Source organism: Streptomyces sp. NPDC049687, from assembly GCF_044465285.1.
Lineage (GTDB): Bacteria > Actinomycetota > Actinomycetes > Streptomycetales > Streptomycetaceae > Streptomyces.
Genome location: NZ_JBITLN010000008.1, coordinates 1 through 17,621, shown reverse-complemented (window position 1 = coordinate 17,621; position 17,621 = coordinate 1). Strand labels below are relative to the sequence as shown.

The window sequence follows — 17,621 nt, the reverse complement described above, 5'->3', positions numbered from 1 at the left end:
CCCCCCCGTCTCCGTCGACCCGCGCCGGCTCAACGTGATCGGCGTGAAGATCTTCGCCGACGGCGTGCCGCCGAACCGTACGGCCTGGATGAGCGAGCCGTACGCCGACGGCGGCCACGGGGCGCTGTGCGTGCACGGCGACACACCCGCGCTCCAGACCGCCGAGCTGGCCGAGATGATCCGCACCGCGCATGCGGCGGGCTTCCAGTTGGGGGTGCACGTCACCGGTGACCTGGCGATCGGCGCGGTCGTGGAGGCGTTCGTCGCGGCGGACACGGCCGTGCCCCGTCCGGACGCCCGGCACTACGTCATCCATGGCGGCTTCATCGGTCCCGGCGGTCTCGCCCGGCTGGCCGCCCACGGCTGGGGCGTCAACATGAACCCGGCCATCAAGTGGACGATCTCCGACCTGATGGACGAGGTCGTCGGCCGGGAGCGGTCCGCCTACCAGTGGCCCGTGCGGTCGGCACTCGAGGCCGGCGTCGCGGTCTGCGCCAGCTCCGACGCGCCGATCACGGAGCCCGACCGGCGTCAGGGGGTGGCCGCGATGATGCTGCGGGAGTCGAAGGCGAGCGGTCGCACCAGCGGCCCCGAGCAGTGCGTGGGCCTCGCGGAGGCGCTGCGGGCGTACACGGTCAGCCCCGCGCCAGGATTTCGCCGAGGGGTGGAAGGGGTCGGTGGAGGCGGGGAAGGTGGCGGACCTGTGCGTCCTGGACCGCCCGTTGCTCGGTCTCGACCCGCACGCGATCACCGAACTGCGGGTGCACATGACGGTGTTCGACGGGAGGGTCGTCCACGAGAGGTGACCCGTACAATTTGATCCCGAACGAACAAGCAGTCCCCGAGAGGAGCCTTCGTGCCCGGCCAGCGATCCATCACCGAAGCCGAGAAGCTCGCCGCGGCGAAACTCGGGGGCTTCCCGGTCCGCCGGGATCAGATGGCGGCCGTGGCCAACATCTACCGGGCCGCCTCCGCGGTGCGGCAGCACGTGGAGAACTCCGTGCTGCGGTCTTCGGACCTGACCTGGACGGCCTTCGTCGTGCTGTGGGTCGTGTGGGTGTGGGGCGAGTCGGAGACCCGGCACGTGGCCGAGGAGGCGGGCATCTCGAAGGGGACGCTCACCGGTGTGTCCCGCACGCTGGAGTCGCGCGGGCTGCTGCGACGGGCCGGCCATCCCACGGACGGCCGGCTGGTGCTGCTCAGTCTCACCGACGAGGGCGAGGAGCTGATGCGGCGGCTGTTCCCGGCGTTCAACGAGGAAGAGGCCTTCGTCACGGGGCAGTTGACCGACGACGAGTGCCGGACCCTCGCCGAGGGCCTGCGGCGCGTCGTGCTCCAGGTGGAGGACCACGGCGACGAGCGCCGCCAGTCACTGCTCAACGGGTCCGAGCCGGCCCCGCGCCGCAGCGGCCGCCGCCCGAAGGGCTGAGCACCGGCTCCGGGCGGGGCCGCGGCCGCCGGCCGCTCAGCGGCGGGCGCGCTGGTGGACGCGGGCGAGGAGCAGGTTGGGGTCCTTCTGGGTGAAGTACGCCGCGCTCGGCACGTAGACACTGCGGCCACGTACCGCCACCGAGGTCGGGTTGGACAGCCCGTCGTCCTCCGTCAGGACGACGGTGTGGGTGCCGTTGGGGCGCACCCGGACGACCTCGTTGTCGGTGATCAGCGCGGCGAGGACGGTGTCGCGGTGCCGCTCGACGAAGCCGAAGTCGTCGATGCCGGTCAGTCCGGTCGCCCGGGTCTCGATCCGGCCGGCGGAGCCGCCTTGGCGGACGGGGATCCGCAGCAGGGTCCCGGCGTCGGAGTTGGACACCCACACCGCGTTGTGGTGGAACCGCAGGCCGTTGACGCCGAAGCCGGACGCTTCCGGCCCGGTGCCCGGGTCGAGTGCCGCTCCGGTGGCCCAGGCCGTGGGAGTGCCGCCCTTGCGCGGGACGCGCCAGACGGTGCCCCGCAACGAGTCGGCGGCGTAGAGCACCCCGCGGCGCTCGTCGAGGGCGAGGCCGTTGGGGAATCCGTCCCGCGGCAGCTTCGCGATCTGCTTGGGCGCGCTGCCGTCGGGGGCGATGCGCCAGATGCCGGTCTTGCTGGTGCCGGTGACGTAGTTGACGTAGAGGGTGCCGTTCTCGGCGCGGGCGATTCCGGTGACGACGGCCGCTCCGACGGGGGTGTCCGGGTTGGCGACGTCGGGCAGGGTGGCGAGGATCCGCTTGTCGCCCTTGCGGGTGACCTTGGCGACCTGCCTGGCGAAGGCGAAGGTCAGGTCGGCGGAGCCGTCGGGTTCGAGGGCGATGTTCTCGGGCGTCTGCCCCTTGGCGAAGTTGAAGTGGGCGACGATACGCGGGTCGGACACGGACGGTTCGCCGCCCGCCGCCGGGGCCGTGGCGAGCAGGCCGAGGGCGAGAGCGGCGGCGGTGACACCCGCCAGGCGTGGAAGTCGGGACATGGACCTCTCCTTGGAGGGGAACACGAGAACGCCGGTGTGCGGCGCGAGACGAACATGGCGGCGGGCCGGCGGTGGCGGCGGCAGTCGCGGCCGGGACATCCCCCGCGTGGCCCAGGGCATGAACCCGGCTGCCGCATGCAGGAGACTGTGCCGTGCAGGCGGGCATCGACCGAGAGGGAAGCGGCGGCGTGATCATCTTCGGCACCAAGGGCTATCTGTACCAGCTGGCGATCCTGACGCTGGTGTGCGACAGCTGCGGCAGCCCCGCCGCGCACACGCTCAGGAAGCGCGTCACCAAGTTCACGCTGTTCTTCGTGCCGTTGTTCCCGGTCTCGACGAAGTACCTGACGCAGTGCGCCTTGTGCGGCGCGGAGCAGAAGGTGAGCGGGGAGCAGGCGGAACGGTTGCGGGCCCAGGGGACCGTCACCGGGTGAGGCCGGCCCGGGCGCAGGCTGCTCGGAGCTCGCGGGTGCAGATCCGGTCGACGGTGTAGACGCCGTCCTTGACGAGGATCCGCTCGATGTCGGCGGCCGTCACCGCGCTCGTGGGGAGCAGGACGGCCGGGATGCGCCGGGTGGTGGGGCTGTCGATCGTCGTCGAGGCACCGTCGCGGGGGTCCTCGCCACGCCCCAGGGCGACGGCCATGGCGGCGGCCGCGGCGGCCTCCTTGCGGAACGGCTTGTACACCGTCATGTACTGCTCGCCCTTGACGATGCGCCGTACGGCGTCGAGGTCGGCGTCCTGGCCGGTGACAGGGGGCAGCGGGGTGACGCCGGCACGCTTGAGGGCGGCGATGACGCCCGCGGCGATGTTGTCGTTGGCCGCCAGGACACCGTCGATCCGGTAGGGGCCCAGGGCCGCGATGGCGGCGGACATGTTGGCGTGGGCGGCCTGGGTGCTCCAGTCCGGGGTGTCGTAGGCCCTGGCGATCCGTACCCGGTCGTCCATGACGGACAGCGCGCCCCGCCGGTACCAGGTGGCGTTGGGGCTGGCCGGGTCGCCGTTCATCATCACGACGGTGCCGCCCTCGGCCTTCCGCCCCATCGCCGTCAGCAGGGCGTGACCCTGGAGCCGGCCGACCTGCAGGCCGTCGAAACTGACGTAGCCGGAGATCGGGCCCTCGGCGAGCCGGTCGTAGGCGACCACCGGGACGCCCGCCTTGCGCGCCTCCTCGATCGAGGAGCGCAGCGCCCTGGCGTCGGCCGCGTCGAGAATCAGGACCCGCGCCCCCTTGGTGATCATGGAGATCATCTGCTGGCGCTGTCTGGCCACGTCGTTCTCGGCGTTGGCGTACTCGACGGAGCACGCGGGGCACAGCTTCTTCACCTGCGCCTCGATCAGTGGCCGGTCGGAGTGCTCCCAGCGGGGCAGCGACCGGCTCGGCAGCAGCAGGCCCACCGTGAAACCCTCGGACCCGGTGCCGGAGTCTCCCCCGCAGGCGGCCACGGGCAGGGCGAGGAGCGCCGCGGCGAGCGCCACGGCGAGCGGCCGTCTGCGGGTCCTCATGGCAGGCCACTCGCTTCCGCTGCGGGGACCGGTTCGCCGTCCGGTACGACGATCTCGCTCCACACCTGTTTGCCACCGGCCACCGGCACCGAGCCGGAGGACTCCGACATCGCCTCGACCAGCATCAGCCCCCGGCCGCCGGTCGACTCCCAGTCCACGATCACCGGTTTGGCGGGCGCGCGGGGCGAGGAGTCGCTCACGCTGACCCGCACCCGGTCCCCGCGCAGCACGAGGTCGAGGCGGACCGGGCCCTGGGTGTGCACCAGGGCGTTGGTGACGAGTTCGGAGACGACCAGAAGAACCGCGTCGGCCGCCGCGGGGACCTTCCAGCGGCGCAGGGTGCGCGCGGTGAAGCGGCGGGCGTGCATGACGGCGTCGGGCAGCCGCCACACCATCCAGCCGGCCCGGATCGGCCGGGTCGTCATGCCGTCGTAGCGCAGGAGGAGCAGCGCCACGTCGTCCTCGCGGCGGCCGGCGTCGCCGAGCAGGGCGTCGGCCATCGCTCCGGGGTCCGCGGGGTCGGCGGCGGCGAACGAGGTGCGGGTGCGGCGCATGCCCTCGTCCAGCGGCAGGTCCGCGGCCTCGACCAGGCCGTCGGTGACCAGGGCGAGGACCGTGCCGGGAGCGAGCGCGACGGAGGTCATGGGGAACTCCGCCTCCGCGAGGATGCCCAGCGGGGGTCCGCCCGCGACCTCCACCTCCTCGGTGCCGCCGTCGGGGTGGCGCAACAGCGGGGCGAGATGCCCGGCGCGGACGAAGAGGGTGTTGCCCTCCTCCATGTCGAGTTCGGCGTAGCAGCAGGTCGCGAAGAGGTCCGTCTCCATACCGACGAGGAGCCGGTTGGCGTGGGAGACGACCACGTCGGGCGGGTGGCCTTCCATGGCGTAGGCCCTGACCGCGGTGCGCATCTGGCCCATGATCGTCGCGGCTCCGGCGCTGTGTCCCTGGACGTCGCCGATGACCAGGGCGACCCGGTCCTCGGACAGGGCTATGACGTCGTACCAGTCGCCGCCCACCTGCAGGCCGCGCCGGGCGGGCAGATAGCGGGCGACGGCGATCCCGCCGGGCAGCTCGGGCAGGCGGCGGGGCAGCAGGCTGCGCTGGAGCATCGTGGCGAGCTCCTGCTCCGCGTCGTGTGCGTGGGCGCGCTGGAGGGCCTGCCCGACCAGGGCGGCGGTGGCGGTGAGCAGGGAGCGTTCCTCGGGCACGAACTCGTGCGGAAGGTCCCAGCCGACCAGGCACACTCCGGCCACCCGGCCCTTCGCGGGCAGCGGAAGGACGGCGAGCCCGCCCGGGCCGATGCCCGCGAGGCCGGGTTCGAGGGCCGTGCCGGCGGACCAGAGGTCCATGCGTCCGTCCCTCAGCGCGGCCTGCAGGGTGGGCAGGGCGCGGACGGGCGCGTCGGGCCACTCGGTACGCCATTCGGAGCGCCACGCCTCCGGCCAGGCGGCGGGCTGCGGCGGGTCCAGCACGGTGACCATCAGCCGGTCGTCCTGGAGGGCGGCGAGGGCCACCCGGTCGGCGACCAGCGGCTCGCGCAGGGCGGCGACCACCACCCGGCCGACGTCGCGGACGGTCACGGCGTCGTCGAGTGCGGCGGTCAGCCACTGGATCCGGGAGACGTCGTCGGCACTGCGGCGCAGCACCGGGGTCGCGGTCACCACACCCAGAACCTGTTCCGGCTGGTCGACGGTGGCCGGTTCGGCCCGGCAGCTCAGGCTCAGCCAGCGCATCTCGCCCGTGGGACCGCGGACCCGGAACTCCAGGTCGCGCCGGCCGGACGCCTGCGCGGAGGGCTCCAGTACGGACATCAGGGCGTGCATGTCCTCCGGGAGGGCGTGGGCGAGCAGGGTGTCCACCTTGCCGTCGAAGTCGTCCTCGGAGATGCCGACCAGGTCGAGCAGCGTGTCGTCGGCCTCGATCAGCCCGGTGTCGGGGACCAGGGCGAAGGAGCCGACGCGCAGACTCCGCAGTGCGGGATCCAGCAGGGACGAGGGCTCCGGCGGGCCCGTCACGGGCTGGAGCAGGCCGGCGACCGCGTCGGCGTAGCGTTCCAGGAAGCGGCGCTGCTCGGCCTCGAAGCCGTCTGTCGAGGCCCCCACCACGACGAGACAGCCGAGCCGCCTGCCCTCCACGTCGAGGGGCAGTGCGCCGAGCGAGGGATCGGCGGTCAGCCACAGCGGTCGGTCGGTGAGGAAGGCCCGTGCCGCGGGTGAGTCACCGGGCAGGGGCAGCCGCTCCGGCGGTCGCCGCTCGGCAGGGGCACATCCGGCCGAGTCCACCAGCCGAAGCTCTTCGTTCCCGGCCCCGGGCGCGTAGACCGCTGCCTGTGTCGCTCCGGCCAGGGTCAGGGCCCGGTCGAGGCAAGTCCGCACCGTACCTCCCGTCCCTGCCGCAGGTGCCGACAGGTTGAGAACGGGGCACCCACCCACCAGAATCGCATATACGAACCAACCGAACATACCTACTTATCGTCACCAATGTCGGCATTGTCGTCTACGGCAGGTGTGGCACATGAAGGCCTGCATAAGGGACACGGCCGCCGCCGTGACCGCGGTCTCGGCGGCCGTCGCCCTGGCGGCTTGCGGGGCGGGCGCCGGGAGCGACCCGGACGGAGACAAGGCGCCGCGCATCGGTCTGCTGCTGCCGGACGCCACCACGGCCCGCTGGGAGGCGCAGGACCGGCCGCTGCTCGAGAAGAGGATCAAGGCCCTGTGCGCCACCTGCGTGGTCGAACACGTCAACGCGCGGGGTGAGGTGGCCATCCAGCAGGAACAGATGGACTCCATGATCACCAAGGGCGTCGACGCCATCGTGCTGGTGGCGGTGGACGCGAGGTCGCTGGGCTCCGTCGTCGCCAAGGCCCATGCCGCGGACATCCCGGTCATCGCCTACGACCGTCTCGCCGAGGGCCCGATCTCGGGCTATGTCTCCTTCGACGGCGAGGAGGTCGGCAAGCTCCAGGGCCGGGCCCTCCTGCACGCCATGGGCGACAGCGTGGCGGACCCGCAGATCGTCATGATGAACGGCGATCCCGCCGACCCGAACGCGGTGTCGTTCAAGAAGGGCGCGATGTCCGTGCTCAGCGGGAAGGTGAAGATCGGCAAGGAGTACGACACCCTCCAGTGGCGGACGGAGACCGCCAACATGAACATGTCCGCGGCGATCTCGGCCCTGGGTGCCGACGCCATCGACGGGGTCTACTCGGCCAACGACGGCCTCGCCGCCGGGAGCATCTCGGCGCTCAAGGCGAACAAGGTCGATCCGCTGCCGCCCGTCACCGGCCAGGACGCCGAACTGGGAGCCCTGCGGCGCATCGTCGCCGGCGACCAGTACATGACCGTCTTCAAGCCGTTCGAGCCGGAGGCAGCGGCCGGCGGCGCCATGGCCGTGGCCGCGGCCCGCAAGGAGGGCATGGACCGGGTGGCCTCGGACGAGGTGAGGACGCGCGGCGGCGAGCGGGTCCCGGCCGTGCTGCTCACGCCGGTGTCCGTGACCGCCGACACCATCAAGGACACCGTGGTGAAGGAGGGTCTGCACACGGTCCAGCAGATCTGCATCCCCCAGCTCCGGGCCGCCTGCGACAGGGCCGGGCTGACCTGACGGGCCGGACTTGCTTCTCCGGGCCCCGGGAAGGAGTTGGTTTCCGTGCCGGATGCCCCCCTGCTGGCGCTGCACGGGGTGTGCAAGCGCTACGGCGTCGTCGACGTCCTCACGGACATCGAGCTGGAGATCCACTCCGGCCAGGTCGTCGCCCTCCTGGGGGACAACGGGGCCGGCAAGTCCACCCTGGTCAAGGTGATCTCCGGGGTCGCGCCCGCGGAGAAGGGCGTCATCGAGTGGGAGGGCCGGGCGGTCAGCATCAGACGCCCGCACGACGCGCGCGACCTCGGTATCGCCACCGTCTACCAGGATCTCGCCCTGTGCGGGAATCTCGACGTCGTCGGGAACCTGTTCCTCGGCCGGGAGATCCGCCGGTACGGCTTCCTGGACGAGATGGAGATGGAGCGCCGCACCCGGCTCCTGCTGGAGCGGCTGACCCGGCGGGTGCCCGACCTGCGGGGCCCCGTCGCCTCGCTCTCCAGCGGCCAGCGGCAGACGGTCGCCATCGCCCGCTCGCTCCTCGCCGAGCCCCGGGTGCTGCTCCTCGACGAACCGACCGCGGCGCTCGGTTTCGAGCAGACCTCCGAGATCCTGGACCTCATCGACCGGTTGCGCGACCGCGGTCTCGGCGTACTGCTCATCAGCCACAGCATGGGCGACGTGAAGGCCCTCGCCGACCGGGCCGCGGTGCTGCGGCTGGGCCGCAACAACGGCTTCTTCGACGTGAACACCGCCTCCCAGGAACAGATCATCTCATCCATCACCGGCGCCACGGAGAACGTGCCCCGCCGGCCGGCCCACCGGGAGGCGGGGTGGTGAAAGACATGCGCAAGGTGATGGACGGCTCCCCGGGCGAACACACGGCGTCCGGTGTCGAACCCGCTCCGCCGCAGCGCGAGCGGCTCGTCTCCCGGGCCGTGGGAGGCGGGATGCGGGCGGTGCGGAGCGCGGGCACCGTCGTGTCGCGCAAGGTGAGCGCCGGCGAGCTGGGCTCACTGCCCGTCGTCCTCGTCCTCGCCATCGTCTGGATCACCTTCCAGTCCCTCAACGAGAACTTCCTCTCCCCGCGCAACCTGTCCAATCTCAGCGTGGACATCGTGGGGACGGGTCTGATCGCGGTCGGCATCGTCTTCGTGCTGCTGCTCGGCGAGCTCGACCTGTCCGTCGGCTCGATCAGCGGCCTGGCGGCGGCCGTCTTCGCCGTGCTGAACGTGAACAACGGCGTGCCGGAGTGGCTGGCCCTCCTCGTCGGGGTCCTCACCGGCACCGTGGCCGGCATCGTCCAGGGCTACTCCATCGCCAGGACCCGGGTGCCGGCGTTCGTGGTCACCCTGGCGGGGCTGCTCACCTGGAACGGCCTCATGCTCGCCGTCCTCGGCGACAGCGGCACCGTCAACCTCGACGAGGAGGGCCTGGTCGCCAAACTGACCAGTTACTACTTCACCCAGGACGCGGTGGCCTACGGTCTGGCCGCGGTGGCCACGGCGGTGGTGTTCCTGGTGGACGACCGGGGCAGACGGCGGCGCCGGGCCGTGGGCATGCCGCACCGCTCGCTGCGGGCCGTCATGGTGCGCACCGGAGGCACCGCGGTGATCGCGCTCGGCACGGCGTACCTGCTCAACCGCTTCCAGGGCCTCCCGCTCGCCCTGCTGATCTTCCTGGTGGTGGTGGCCGGTCTCGACGTGCTGCTGCGGCGCACCCACTACGGGCGGCAGGTGTACGCCCTGGGCGGCAGCATCGAGGCGGCCCGGCGTGCCAGCCTCGGCGTGGTCCGGGTCCAGACGGCGGTGCTCGCCGTCTCCGGCACCATGGCGGCGGTCGGCGGTCTCTTCCTGGCCTCGCGCATCACATCGGTGAGCCAGAGCTCGGGCTCCGGTGTCCTGCTGGTCAACGCCATCGCGGCGGCCGTCATCGGGGGAACCAGTCTGTTCGGCGGGCGCGGTACGACCTGGTCGGCGGTGCTCGGCATGCTGGTCATCCAGTCGATCGCCTCGGGCATGGCGATCACGGACACTCCCCCGGCCCTGCAGTTCGTGATCACGGGCGGGGTGCTGTTCGCCGCGGTGATCATCGACGCCCTGTCACGGCGCTCCCAGGAGGCGCACGGACGGGCCTGACGGCCCGCCGCCCGCACGAGGCACGGCCGACGTCCGGCTGCGGGCCCCGCACGACTCGGAACGGCTTCGTGCCGGATCCGCTGTCGACCGCCTCGTTACTCGGCCGCGTACGGAAGCGTGGTTCCCGGCAGCGTGTACTCGTCCCTGCGTCCGCACATGCCGTAGCCGCCGAGCCGGGTGGGCGCCGTCCCGTGTGCGGTGGCCTCGGCGAGGTAGGCCGGGTCGCCGCTCTGGAGGGCGTCCAGTTGGGCGCCCGTGCGTTCGGCGGCGGCGAGGGCGCCGCCCCGCCACAGTTCCCGCCAGGCGGGCACCTTGTCGCGCACCAGCGCGGCCGCTGCGCGCTGGAACTCCAGGTACGGAGCGCTGTCCCCGGCGACCAGGGCCTCACGCAGGGCGAGATAGCCCTCGACGGCGAGATCCCTGCGGCGCCGCGCCGCCGTCGCCGTCTCCGGTCCCGTGCCGGGCGGCAGGGTCGCCGCGGCCGCGTACCGCTCGGGGACGGCGAGCACCTCGGGCGGAAAGGTGAAGACGGCGTCCCCGGCCTCCGGCAGACCGCTGTTCTGCATCAGCACGGTGATACGCAGATCGCCGCCCTGCACCATGCGGTGCACCGTGCCCGGCGTGAACCAGGCGACCGAGCCGGGTTCCAGCGGCATGTCCCGGTAGCCGTCGGGGCTCAGTGTCTGCACCGCGCCGCGGCCGCCGGTGACGACGTACGCCTCCGTGCACACCAGGTGCAGATGGGGGCTGCCGCCGCAGACGCCGTCGGCGGCCTCCCAGTCGTAGGCCCTGAGGTGTGAGAGGCCGACGGCGCCGGGCAGCGGGTGTGCCGGGGCGGGCTTGGGTTCGCTCACCATGACAGGCCCTTCAGGTAGGTGCCGACGCGGTCGCGGTCCCAGGCGCCGTCGGCGACGACGATCCGGTAGCGGTAGGCGAAGGACTCGCCCGGCGGCAGTGCGAACTCCTCGAAGAAGGCCCAGGAGAACGCGACCGTCGGGATCGGCTCCGAGCGCACGAACCAGTGCGACTCGTGGATCGCCGTCGTCTCGTCGAGATTCTCGGGGGCGTGGGCGAAGACGAGGGTGGAGTGGCCGTCGACCTCGTCGTGCTCGGTGGTGAAGGCGAGCCAGGGCCCCTGCGTGCCCATCAGTCTCTCGGCGCCCGCGTCGGAGTCCGGGGCGAATGCGGTGCCGCCGGTGAAGTCGCGGGGGCCGCGCCACTGCAGACCGGTGTATCCGGCGAGCTCGCGGCCCGCGGTGGTCGGGGAGCCGAAGGCGAGCGGCTCGTCGCGGACGTTGGTGAGCCGGATCGACCAGTCCAGCGCCCAGGCGCCGGCCTCCTCGTCGACGGAGTGGACGGCCAGGCCGCGCCGTTCGCGCGCCCATTCCTCGCCGCCGTACGCGACCCAGGTGAGCTCCTCGGTGAAGGCGAGCCGGTCGTCCGTGACCGTGAACTCCGGGAAGCCGTCGTGCCGCATCGACCCGACACGCTCGGGGAGGGCCAGGTAGCCCTGCCCGTGCACATAGGAGTTGCCGCCCCAGAAGTTCTGCCCGGACAGGTGGCTCGCCGTCATCTGCAGGCCCTTGTGCCAGCGGTGGTCACTGGGCCGGTAGCCGGTCACGGTGCGTCCGGCGAGGGTGCGCACGGGGTGGGCGTAGGGCTTGCGCGCCTCGAACACCTCGGGGTCGGGCCGGTAGACGTACCGGAAGATCTCGGTCCCGTCCGCCGCCGCGACCGCGATGTGCTCGCCGTACGCGTGACTGACGCGGATGCTCATGCGCGCTCCTCGGGGCCAGTGGGGTGGTCGCCGTGCCGGACATGCAGCACAGAAAGCGCTTGCGCTCCTGAGGTGACCCTAGGGCGGAGCGAATGTCAGGACAACCCCTGTGCAGGGACGGGCGGTGGTGGCGGGCCGGCCCTCGTACACCCCGGCCCCGGCCGACCGTCGGCGGTCAGCCGGGGGACGGACGGCCCACCGGCGCTCGGCCCGGACCCCCCGCACGGTCGGCGCGCCGATACGGCTCACCCGCACCGAACCGGCCTGCGCGCCGTCCGGCCGCAGACCTGTGACGAGGCCGCGCCGGCGTCCGCCCGCGCCCTCGCCGACCGGGCCGGACGCCCGCCGACCACCTGAGGCCGGCGATCCGGGCGGCGGTGCGCGACATCGCCCTGCGGGCCGCCGTCGAGCACCACGCGAGGGGGGCCACCGCCGACACCGCCACAGCCCCGGCGACGGTACGGGCCGAGCCGGCGGAGGCCGTACGATCGGCCCGACCGTCGCGTCGGAGGGACTGACCTGAACCGGCCGCCGAGAATCGACCGGCTTCAAGGAGCCTGAAACGGCGTCACACCTTCCGGTAGTCGTACGCCTCCGCGGCCGCCGCCTCCACCGCGTCCAGGTCGGCTCCGGTCGCCGCCGTGACCACCGCGGCCACCGCGCCCTCGACGAACGGGGCGTCCACCAGACGGGCGGTGTCGGGCAGTTCGTCGCCCTCGGCGAGCAGCGCCTTGACCGTGAGGACGGCACTGCCCAGGTCGGTGAGGAGGGCGACGCCGACGCCCCGGTCCACGGCGGCGGCAGCGGCGGCGACCAGTTCGGCGCTCGTCCCCAGCCCGCCGCCCTCCGTACCGCCTGCCGCGGCGACCGGTACGGCCGCGCCGCCGCCCGCGAGTCCCCGCGCCAGTTCGGCCACCGCGGTGGCCACGGCCGCGCTGTGGGAGACCAGCACGATCCCGACCAGCTTCTCGTCACTCACCGTCGCCTCACTTCCCGTCGGCTTCCACGAGCCCCGCGATCAGCAGGGCCGAGGACGTGGCCCCCGGATCCTGGTGCCCGATGCTGCGCTCGCCCAGGTAGCTGGCCCGGCCCTTGCGTGCCTGCAGGGGCGTGGTGGCCTCGGCGCCCTGTTCGGCGGCGGTCCGGGCGGCGCCGAAACCGTCGCCGAGCGCGTCGACCGCCGGCACCAACGCGTCGATCATGGTCTTGTCGCCCGGCGCGGCACCCCCTAGTTGCATCACCGCGTCCACACCGGCCCGCAGCGCCTGCGCCAACTCCTCCTCGGTGACCTCGGCCGCGTCCCCGAGCGCCTTCCCGGTCCGCCGCAGCAGCGTCCCGTACAGCGGCCCCGAGGCCCCGCCGACCGTCGAGATCAGCTGGCGCCCGGCGAGGACGAGAACGGCGCCGGGGGTCCGCGGCCCCTCCTTCTCCAGCGCCGCGGTCACCGCGGTGAACCCGCGCTGGAGGTTGCTGCCGTGGTCGGCGTCCCCGATGGGCGAGTCGAGGGCGGTGAGCCGTTCCGCCTCGCGGTCCACGGACGCGGCGGTCGCCGTCATCCAACGGCGGAAGAAGTCGGCGTCGAGCACTGGGTCTCCTTGCATGGTCGGTTCTCCTGGCTCCTTCCTGCCCTCACGCGCCCCAGCGCAGCCCCGGCGTCCTCACCGGCGCGTCCCACAGGCGCAGCAACTCCTCGTCGATCTGACACAGGGTCACCGAGGCGCCGGCCATGTCGAGGGAGGTCACGTAGTTGCCGACGAGCGTGCGGGCGACGGCCACCCCGCGCTCCGTCAGCACCCGCTGCACCTCGGCGTTGAAGCCGTACAGCTCCAGCAGCGGCGTCGCGCCCATGCCGTTGACCAGCACGAGGACGGGGTTGCGCGGTGTCATGTCGTCCAGGATGGCGTGCACGGCGAAGTCGGCGATCTCCCCGGAGGTCATCATCGCCCGCCGCTCGCGGCCAGGCTCGCCGTGGATGCCGATGCCCAGTTCCAGCTCGCCGGGCGGCAGGTCGAAGGTCGGGCTGCCCTTGGCCGGCGTGGTGCAGGCGCTGAGCGCCACACCGAAGCTGCGGGAGTTCTCGTTCACCTGCTGGGCGACCGCCTGGACACGCTCCAACGGCTGCCCCTCCTCGGCGGCCGCCCCCGCGATCTTCTCCACGAACAGCGTCGCGCCGGTGCCGCGGCGTCCGGCCGTGTACAGGCTGTCGGTGACGGCCACGTCATCGTTGACCAGCACCTTGGCGATCTGGATGCCCTCGTCCTCGGCGAGCTCCGCCGCCATGTCGAAGTTGAGCACGTCACCGGTGTAGTTCTTCACGACGAAGAGCACACCGGCGCCGCTGTCCACGGCGGCCGCCGCCCGCAGCATCTGGTCCGGGACAGGAGACGTGAACACCTCGCCCGGGCAAGCCGCGGAGAGCATGCCCGCTCCGACGAACCCCCCGTGCAACGGCTCGTGTCCCGACCCGCCGCCGGACACCAGGCCCACCTTCCCGGCCACCGGAGCGTCCCGCCGTACGATCACCCGGTTCTCGATGTCGACGGTCAACTCGGGATGAGCGGCGGCCATCCCGCGCAACGCGTCCGCGACCACGGTTTCCGCAACGTTGATCAGCATCTTCACGGTTACCTCCTAGTGACACCAGCAGCGTAGCCCCTGACTGGTGTTCTTGCAGGTCAGAGGGGTGTTCAAGCGGTTGTCGGGCTCGGCGGTGGACGGCGTGCGGGAGCGGGTCGCGCGGGCGCGGACCGCCGGTTGTCGGAAGCCTGCTCCCGGCAGTATCGATGCTGACAGGGGCGTGGGTCACGGGTGCGGAGGCCGACGTGCGGCGAGTCCGTCGTGGCCGCCCGGCGCTCCCGACCGGACCCAAGATCACCCCGCACGTCCTCGCATCGCGTCCCACACCACCCGGACCGGCCGGTCGACGGACCGCGAACACGTCACCGACCCGTGCCCGTCCTCTCGGCCCCTTGGCTCCCCCCGCCGCACCCCCTTTACTCCTCCTCACCCGCCCCCATCTGCCGACTCCCGTGTCCCCCGGGCCTCCTCCGCGCCCGGGTCCTCCAGCGGTTTCCGGCCGTCCTGCTCCCGCGGCCCCTCGACCGCCGCTCCCGCACCCTTCGCGGTGTCCCCGCCTTCTCCGGTCTGCGCGGCCTCCGGCCGACCGGAAGGACGGACCTCCACCCCCTCGCCCGCCACCGGCCACGCGGGGCGCCGGAGCGCCCCCAGCGCGCTCCGCACGAACGACCGGGCCAGCCGCTCTCCGGTCTCCACGGCGGACACATGGCTCTCGATCGGTGTCGCGCGCGAGTCCTTGAAGACGATGTACGTGACGCCGGAGGGCGCGCCGCCGCCGCGGGGGTCGGGGCGGATGCCGAGCGCCTGCGCGGTGGCGTAGGAGGCCTCGCCGATGATGTCGCGCGGTCCCACGTCGCCGACGACCGCGTACTGCACGCGGTCCTGGTAGACGACCGCCGCCACCGAGCCCCCGCTCACCCCGTGCTCACGGTGGTTCCATATCGCGCTCGCCCCGGGCACGACGATGTAGGGCAGCGCCTCGGCGCTCAGATGGCGGCCGTCGGACTGGGCGTAGGCCGTCGTCTCGGAGAACAGCGCGTCCGTCCGGCTGTTGCAGCGCGGGCCGGGACGGCCGTCGCAGTCGATGTCCAGGTCGGCCTTCCAGAAGACGGCCTCCCGGGTGCCGCAGACCGGGACGGTCGCGGGCGCGCCGACGTCCGTGCGGTACCGGCCGCGGGAGACGGGCACGCAGTCGCGCACCCGGGCGAGCAAATCGGCGGCGCGGACGGTGCCCTCCCGTACCAGCGGCGCCCCGGGGGCACCCTGGGCCCGGGGCTGGCGGGCCGGGAGGGAGACGGCGGCCGGGGCCAACAGGGCGAGGCCGGCCGCGGCCAGGGTCAGCGACTGGACACGCACGATGCGGCACCCTCTCGTGGGGAGGTGACGGACACTCGGCCCAATCTGGTGCCGGTCGCGTCCCGTGGCCATTCCGAGGGGTCCGTACGGCGCACTCTTCTGACGGCTCGACAGGGGCCGGGGGCCGACGCCGTCTCGGGCTCCGGCCCCCCGGCCACTGCGCCGGCGCGGGATCAGCGACGACAGCGGTCCGCGCCACCGGCCCGAACTCCACCGCTATCAGACAGAGTTCGGCCGGGAGGAGCTTCAGCATACGTAACTTTCCGAGCCGTCACGCAACGCCGGCGCCCGTACCGCCGTCTTCGTCAGTTCGCCCTCTTGAGGTGCTCGCACCGTCCCGCCATATTGGTCCGGACCATTTCCGCGCCGTGCCGGGAGGAGAGCCGTGCGACGCGTGTTGCTGTGCGGGTGGGTGCTGGCCCTGTCGTGCGGGTGCGCGGCCGGCGGGGGCGACGAGGGGCGGGCGCCCGGCGCTCCGACGGGGGTGACCGCGCGGGCCGGGAGCGCGACCAGCGTGCACGTCATGTGGAACGCGGTCCCCGCGGATCCGCCGGTCGGCGCGTACGAGGTCTACCGGGGCGCCACGAAGGTCGGGGAGGTGCCCGGCTCCGCGCACATGCTGGACGTCGTACGGCTCGCGCCGTCCACCGCCCACGTCTTCACGGTGCGGGCCCGTGACGGCGACGGCCGGCTCGGGCCGCCCAGCCGGGAGGTCCGGGCCACGACACCGGCGGCGGGCCCGGCTGACACTTCGGCGCCGACCCGCCCGGACACGGTCACCGGGCGGGCCGCGGGGAGCCGTGCGGTACAGCTGTCCTGGTCGGCGTCCTCGGACGACCGCGAGGTGGTGTCGTACGACGTCTACCAGGGCGGCACGAGGATCCACAGCGTCGGCGGGGGCCAGACCGCGACGGTCGTCACGGGGCTGCGGCCGGGCACCCGGTACTCCTTCACCGTGCGGGCGCGGGACGCCGCCGACAACCTCTCGTCGGCCGGCGCGGCCGTGCGCGTGACCACCCCGCCCGGCGGCGACGCGGGGCGCGACACCGCTCCGGGGGACCTTCGCGTCACCACCCACCGCGCCCCCGACGGGGCGTACTACCTCGATCTGTCCTGGATGGCGCCGCGGGTGGACGGGGTGGTCACGGAGTACGGGATCCAGCTCGACGGGGCGGCGGCCACCTCGCTGGCCTGGGGCGGGACACCACCGCACGGCAGGGCGACGTACAGCTTCTACGCGGGGCGGGAGAAGGGAGCCACACACCGGGTGCGGCTGCGGGCGCGACTGCCGGACGGGAGCTGGGGGGCGTACTCGGCGGAGCGGACGGTGACCACCGGGGCGGACGGCTGACGCGCGGCCCGCCCCCTGGGCCGCCCCCGCCTGGGCCGTCCGGGGGAATCCGTCACCCGGCCGGATGCGGTCCGGGTGCGGGACGGATCCGGGGGACATTGGCTGCCTCTGAGGCAGCACGGGCGTACCCGACCCTCGGCGGCGCACGGGATGTACCGCCAACCGTGCCGCCGGAGGACATCCGATGCGCACTTCCCGTCTTCTCGTCCGCTCAGGACTGACCATGGCAGCCGCCGCCGCGCTGCCGCTCGCCCTGACCGCGCAGCCGACGGCCGCGGTCTCCGGCATCTCGGTGAGCACGACCGGCTCCACGGTGTCCGTGGTGACCAGCGCGTGCACCCAGATCAGCGGCAACTGGGGCACCGCGGCGCTGCTCAACAGCGGTCAGACCAGCTTCGCCCAGGGACGCCAGGTGGCGTTGTCGGGGACGACCGTCAGCCAGTCCGCCGCCTGGTCGAGCGTCTCCCCCGGCACATACACCGTGATCGTCATGTGCTCCAACGCCAACACCGCGGGCACCCAGTCCGTGATCGTGTCCGCCCCGTCCACCCCGACGATCTCCGCCACGACGACGGCGACCGCGACGTCCTCCACGACGGCCACCGCGACCGCCTCGCCCTCACGCGGTGTCATGGGCGGCCTCGGCGGCACGGCCCGTGACCTCGGCCCCGTCACCATGGGGGTCGGCGGCGCGCTGGTGGGCGTCGGCGTCATCGCGGCGGCCTGGTTCCTGCGCCGCCGCTCGAAGCCGTACCGCCTCTAGGTGTATTGATCACGAGCGTTGTTGACACTCGATGGTGCTTGATCATGGCGAAGACCTCCGGTGTGGTGGAGCTGTCTAGGACTGCACCGCACGGAGGTCTTCGTGTCCCACCGTAATGCCCGGCTGAC

Annotated in this window: 15 protein-coding genes and 2 pseudogenes; 8 read left to right on the top strand and 9 right to left on the bottom strand. The window is 73.0% G+C overall.

Annotated features, from left to right (window positions below; genetic code table 11):
* Window positions 1-4 precede the first annotated feature (4 nt).
* Together ACIBVL_RS24000 and ACIBVL_RS23995 are read left to right on the top strand one after the other, a co-directional pair.
* Window positions 5-806: pseudogene (locus tag ACIBVL_RS24000) on the top strand (amidohydrolase); the annotation flags it as partial.
* Window positions 807-856: 50 nt separating this feature from the next.
* Complete coding sequence (locus ACIBVL_RS23995; protein WP_399099565.1) at window positions 857-1,429, top strand: MarR family winged helix-turn-helix transcriptional regulator; 573 nt, start codon at window positions 857-859, stop codon at window positions 1,427-1,429.
* Between the two features lie 36 nt (window positions 1,430-1,465).
* Here ACIBVL_RS23995 and ACIBVL_RS23990 read toward each other — a convergent pair whose 3' ends face one another.
* Window positions 1,466-2,443, bottom strand: coding sequence for a hypothetical protein (locus ACIBVL_RS23990; protein ID WP_399099563.1), 978 nt, complete (start codon window positions 2,441-2,443; stop codon window positions 1,466-1,468).
* Window positions 2,444-2,631: 188 nt separating this feature from the next.
* On the opposite strand from ACIBVL_RS23990, the gene ACIBVL_RS23985 reads away from it, so the two are divergent.
* Entirely contained in the window at window positions 2,632-2,877 is a 246-nt protein-coding gene (locus ACIBVL_RS23985) for a zinc-ribbon domain-containing protein (RefSeq protein WP_399100375.1), read from the top strand.
* Here ACIBVL_RS23985 and ACIBVL_RS23980 read toward each other — a convergent pair.
* Both ACIBVL_RS23980 and ACIBVL_RS23975 read right to left on the bottom strand, forming a co-directional pair.
* On the bottom strand, window positions 2,867-3,949 hold the full coding sequence (locus ACIBVL_RS23980; RefSeq protein WP_399099561.1) for a sugar ABC transporter substrate-binding protein: 1,083 nt from the start codon (window positions 3,947-3,949) through the stop codon (window positions 2,867-2,869). The genes ACIBVL_RS23985 and ACIBVL_RS23980 overlap by 11 nt on opposite strands.
* Window positions 3,946-6,324, bottom strand: a complete 2,379-nt coding sequence (locus tag ACIBVL_RS23975; RefSeq protein WP_399099558.1) for a SpoIIE family protein phosphatase — start codon at window positions 6,322-6,324, stop codon at window positions 3,946-3,948. Before ACIBVL_RS23975 ends, ACIBVL_RS23980 begins: the two co-directional genes overlap by 4 nt.
* 139 nt (window positions 6,325-6,463) lie before the next feature.
* On the opposite strand from ACIBVL_RS23975, the gene ACIBVL_RS23970 reads away from it, so the two are divergent.
* The 3 genes from ACIBVL_RS23970 to ACIBVL_RS23960 are packed head-to-tail and all read left to right on the top strand — an operon-like array spanning window position 6,464 to window position 9,669.
* Window positions 6,464-7,552: a sugar ABC transporter substrate-binding protein gene (locus tag ACIBVL_RS23970; RefSeq protein ID WP_399099556.1), complete on the top strand. Its 1,089-nt coding sequence runs from the start codon at window positions 6,464-6,466 to the stop codon at window positions 7,550-7,552.
* 36 nt (window positions 7,553-7,588) lie between these two features.
* Window positions 7,589-8,371 (top strand): ATP-binding cassette domain-containing protein, encoded by a 783-nt coding sequence (locus ACIBVL_RS23965; protein WP_399099554.1) that lies wholly within the window; start codon window positions 7,589-7,591, stop codon window positions 8,369-8,371.
* A 5-nt stretch (window positions 8,372-8,376) separates the two neighbouring features.
* Window positions 8,377-9,669, top strand: coding sequence for a sugar ABC transporter permease (locus tag ACIBVL_RS23960; protein WP_399099552.1), 1,293 nt, complete (start codon window positions 8,377-8,379; stop codon window positions 9,667-9,669).
* Window positions 9,670-9,764: 95 nt separating this feature from the next.
* Here the strand turns inward: ACIBVL_RS23960 and ACIBVL_RS23955 are convergent, their stop codons facing one another.
* The 6 genes and pseudogenes from ACIBVL_RS23955 to ACIBVL_RS23930 all read right to left on the bottom strand — a co-directional run.
* Entirely contained in the window at window positions 9,765-10,526 is a 762-nt protein-coding gene (locus tag ACIBVL_RS23955) for a cupin (RefSeq protein ID WP_399099550.1), read from the bottom strand.
* Window positions 10,520-11,446, bottom strand: a complete 927-nt coding sequence (locus ACIBVL_RS23950) for a PmoA family protein (protein WP_399099548.1) — start codon at window positions 11,444-11,446, stop codon at window positions 10,520-10,522. The genes ACIBVL_RS23955 and ACIBVL_RS23950 overlap by 7 nt, the downstream gene beginning before the upstream one ends.
* A gap of 568 nt (window positions 11,447-12,014) precedes the next feature.
* Window positions 12,015-12,425, bottom strand: coding sequence for a PTS fructose transporter subunit IIA (locus ACIBVL_RS23945; protein ID WP_399099546.1), 411 nt, complete (start codon window positions 12,423-12,425; stop codon window positions 12,015-12,017).
* Between the two features lie 7 nt (window positions 12,426-12,432).
* Window positions 12,433-13,032 (bottom strand): dihydroxyacetone kinase subunit DhaL, encoded by a 600-nt coding sequence (gene dhaL / locus ACIBVL_RS23940; protein ID WP_399100373.1) that lies wholly within the window; start codon window positions 13,030-13,032, stop codon window positions 12,433-12,435.
* Between the two features lie 43 nt (window positions 13,033-13,075).
* Window positions 13,076-14,068: a dihydroxyacetone kinase subunit DhaK gene (gene dhaK, locus ACIBVL_RS23935; RefSeq protein ID WP_399099544.1), complete on the bottom strand. Its 993-nt coding sequence runs from the start codon at window positions 14,066-14,068 to the stop codon at window positions 13,076-13,078.
* Window positions 14,069-14,680: 612 nt separating this feature from the next.
* Window positions 14,681-15,379: pseudogene (locus ACIBVL_RS23930) on the bottom strand (glycoside hydrolase family 75 protein); the annotation flags it as partial.
* A 385-nt stretch (window positions 15,380-15,764) separates the two neighbouring features.
* Between ACIBVL_RS23930 and ACIBVL_RS23925 the strand changes: the two are divergent.
* Together ACIBVL_RS23925 and ACIBVL_RS23920 are read left to right on the top strand one after the other, a co-directional pair.
* Window positions 15,765-16,730 (top strand): fibronectin type III domain-containing protein, encoded by a 966-nt coding sequence (locus ACIBVL_RS23925; RefSeq protein WP_399099542.1) that lies wholly within the window; start codon window positions 15,765-15,767, stop codon window positions 16,728-16,730.
* Window positions 16,731-16,914: 184 nt separating this feature from the next.
* Entirely contained in the window at window positions 16,915-17,493 is a 579-nt protein-coding gene (locus tag ACIBVL_RS23920) for a hypothetical protein (protein WP_399099540.1), read from the top strand.
* Window positions 17,494-17,621: the final 128 nt, after the last annotated feature.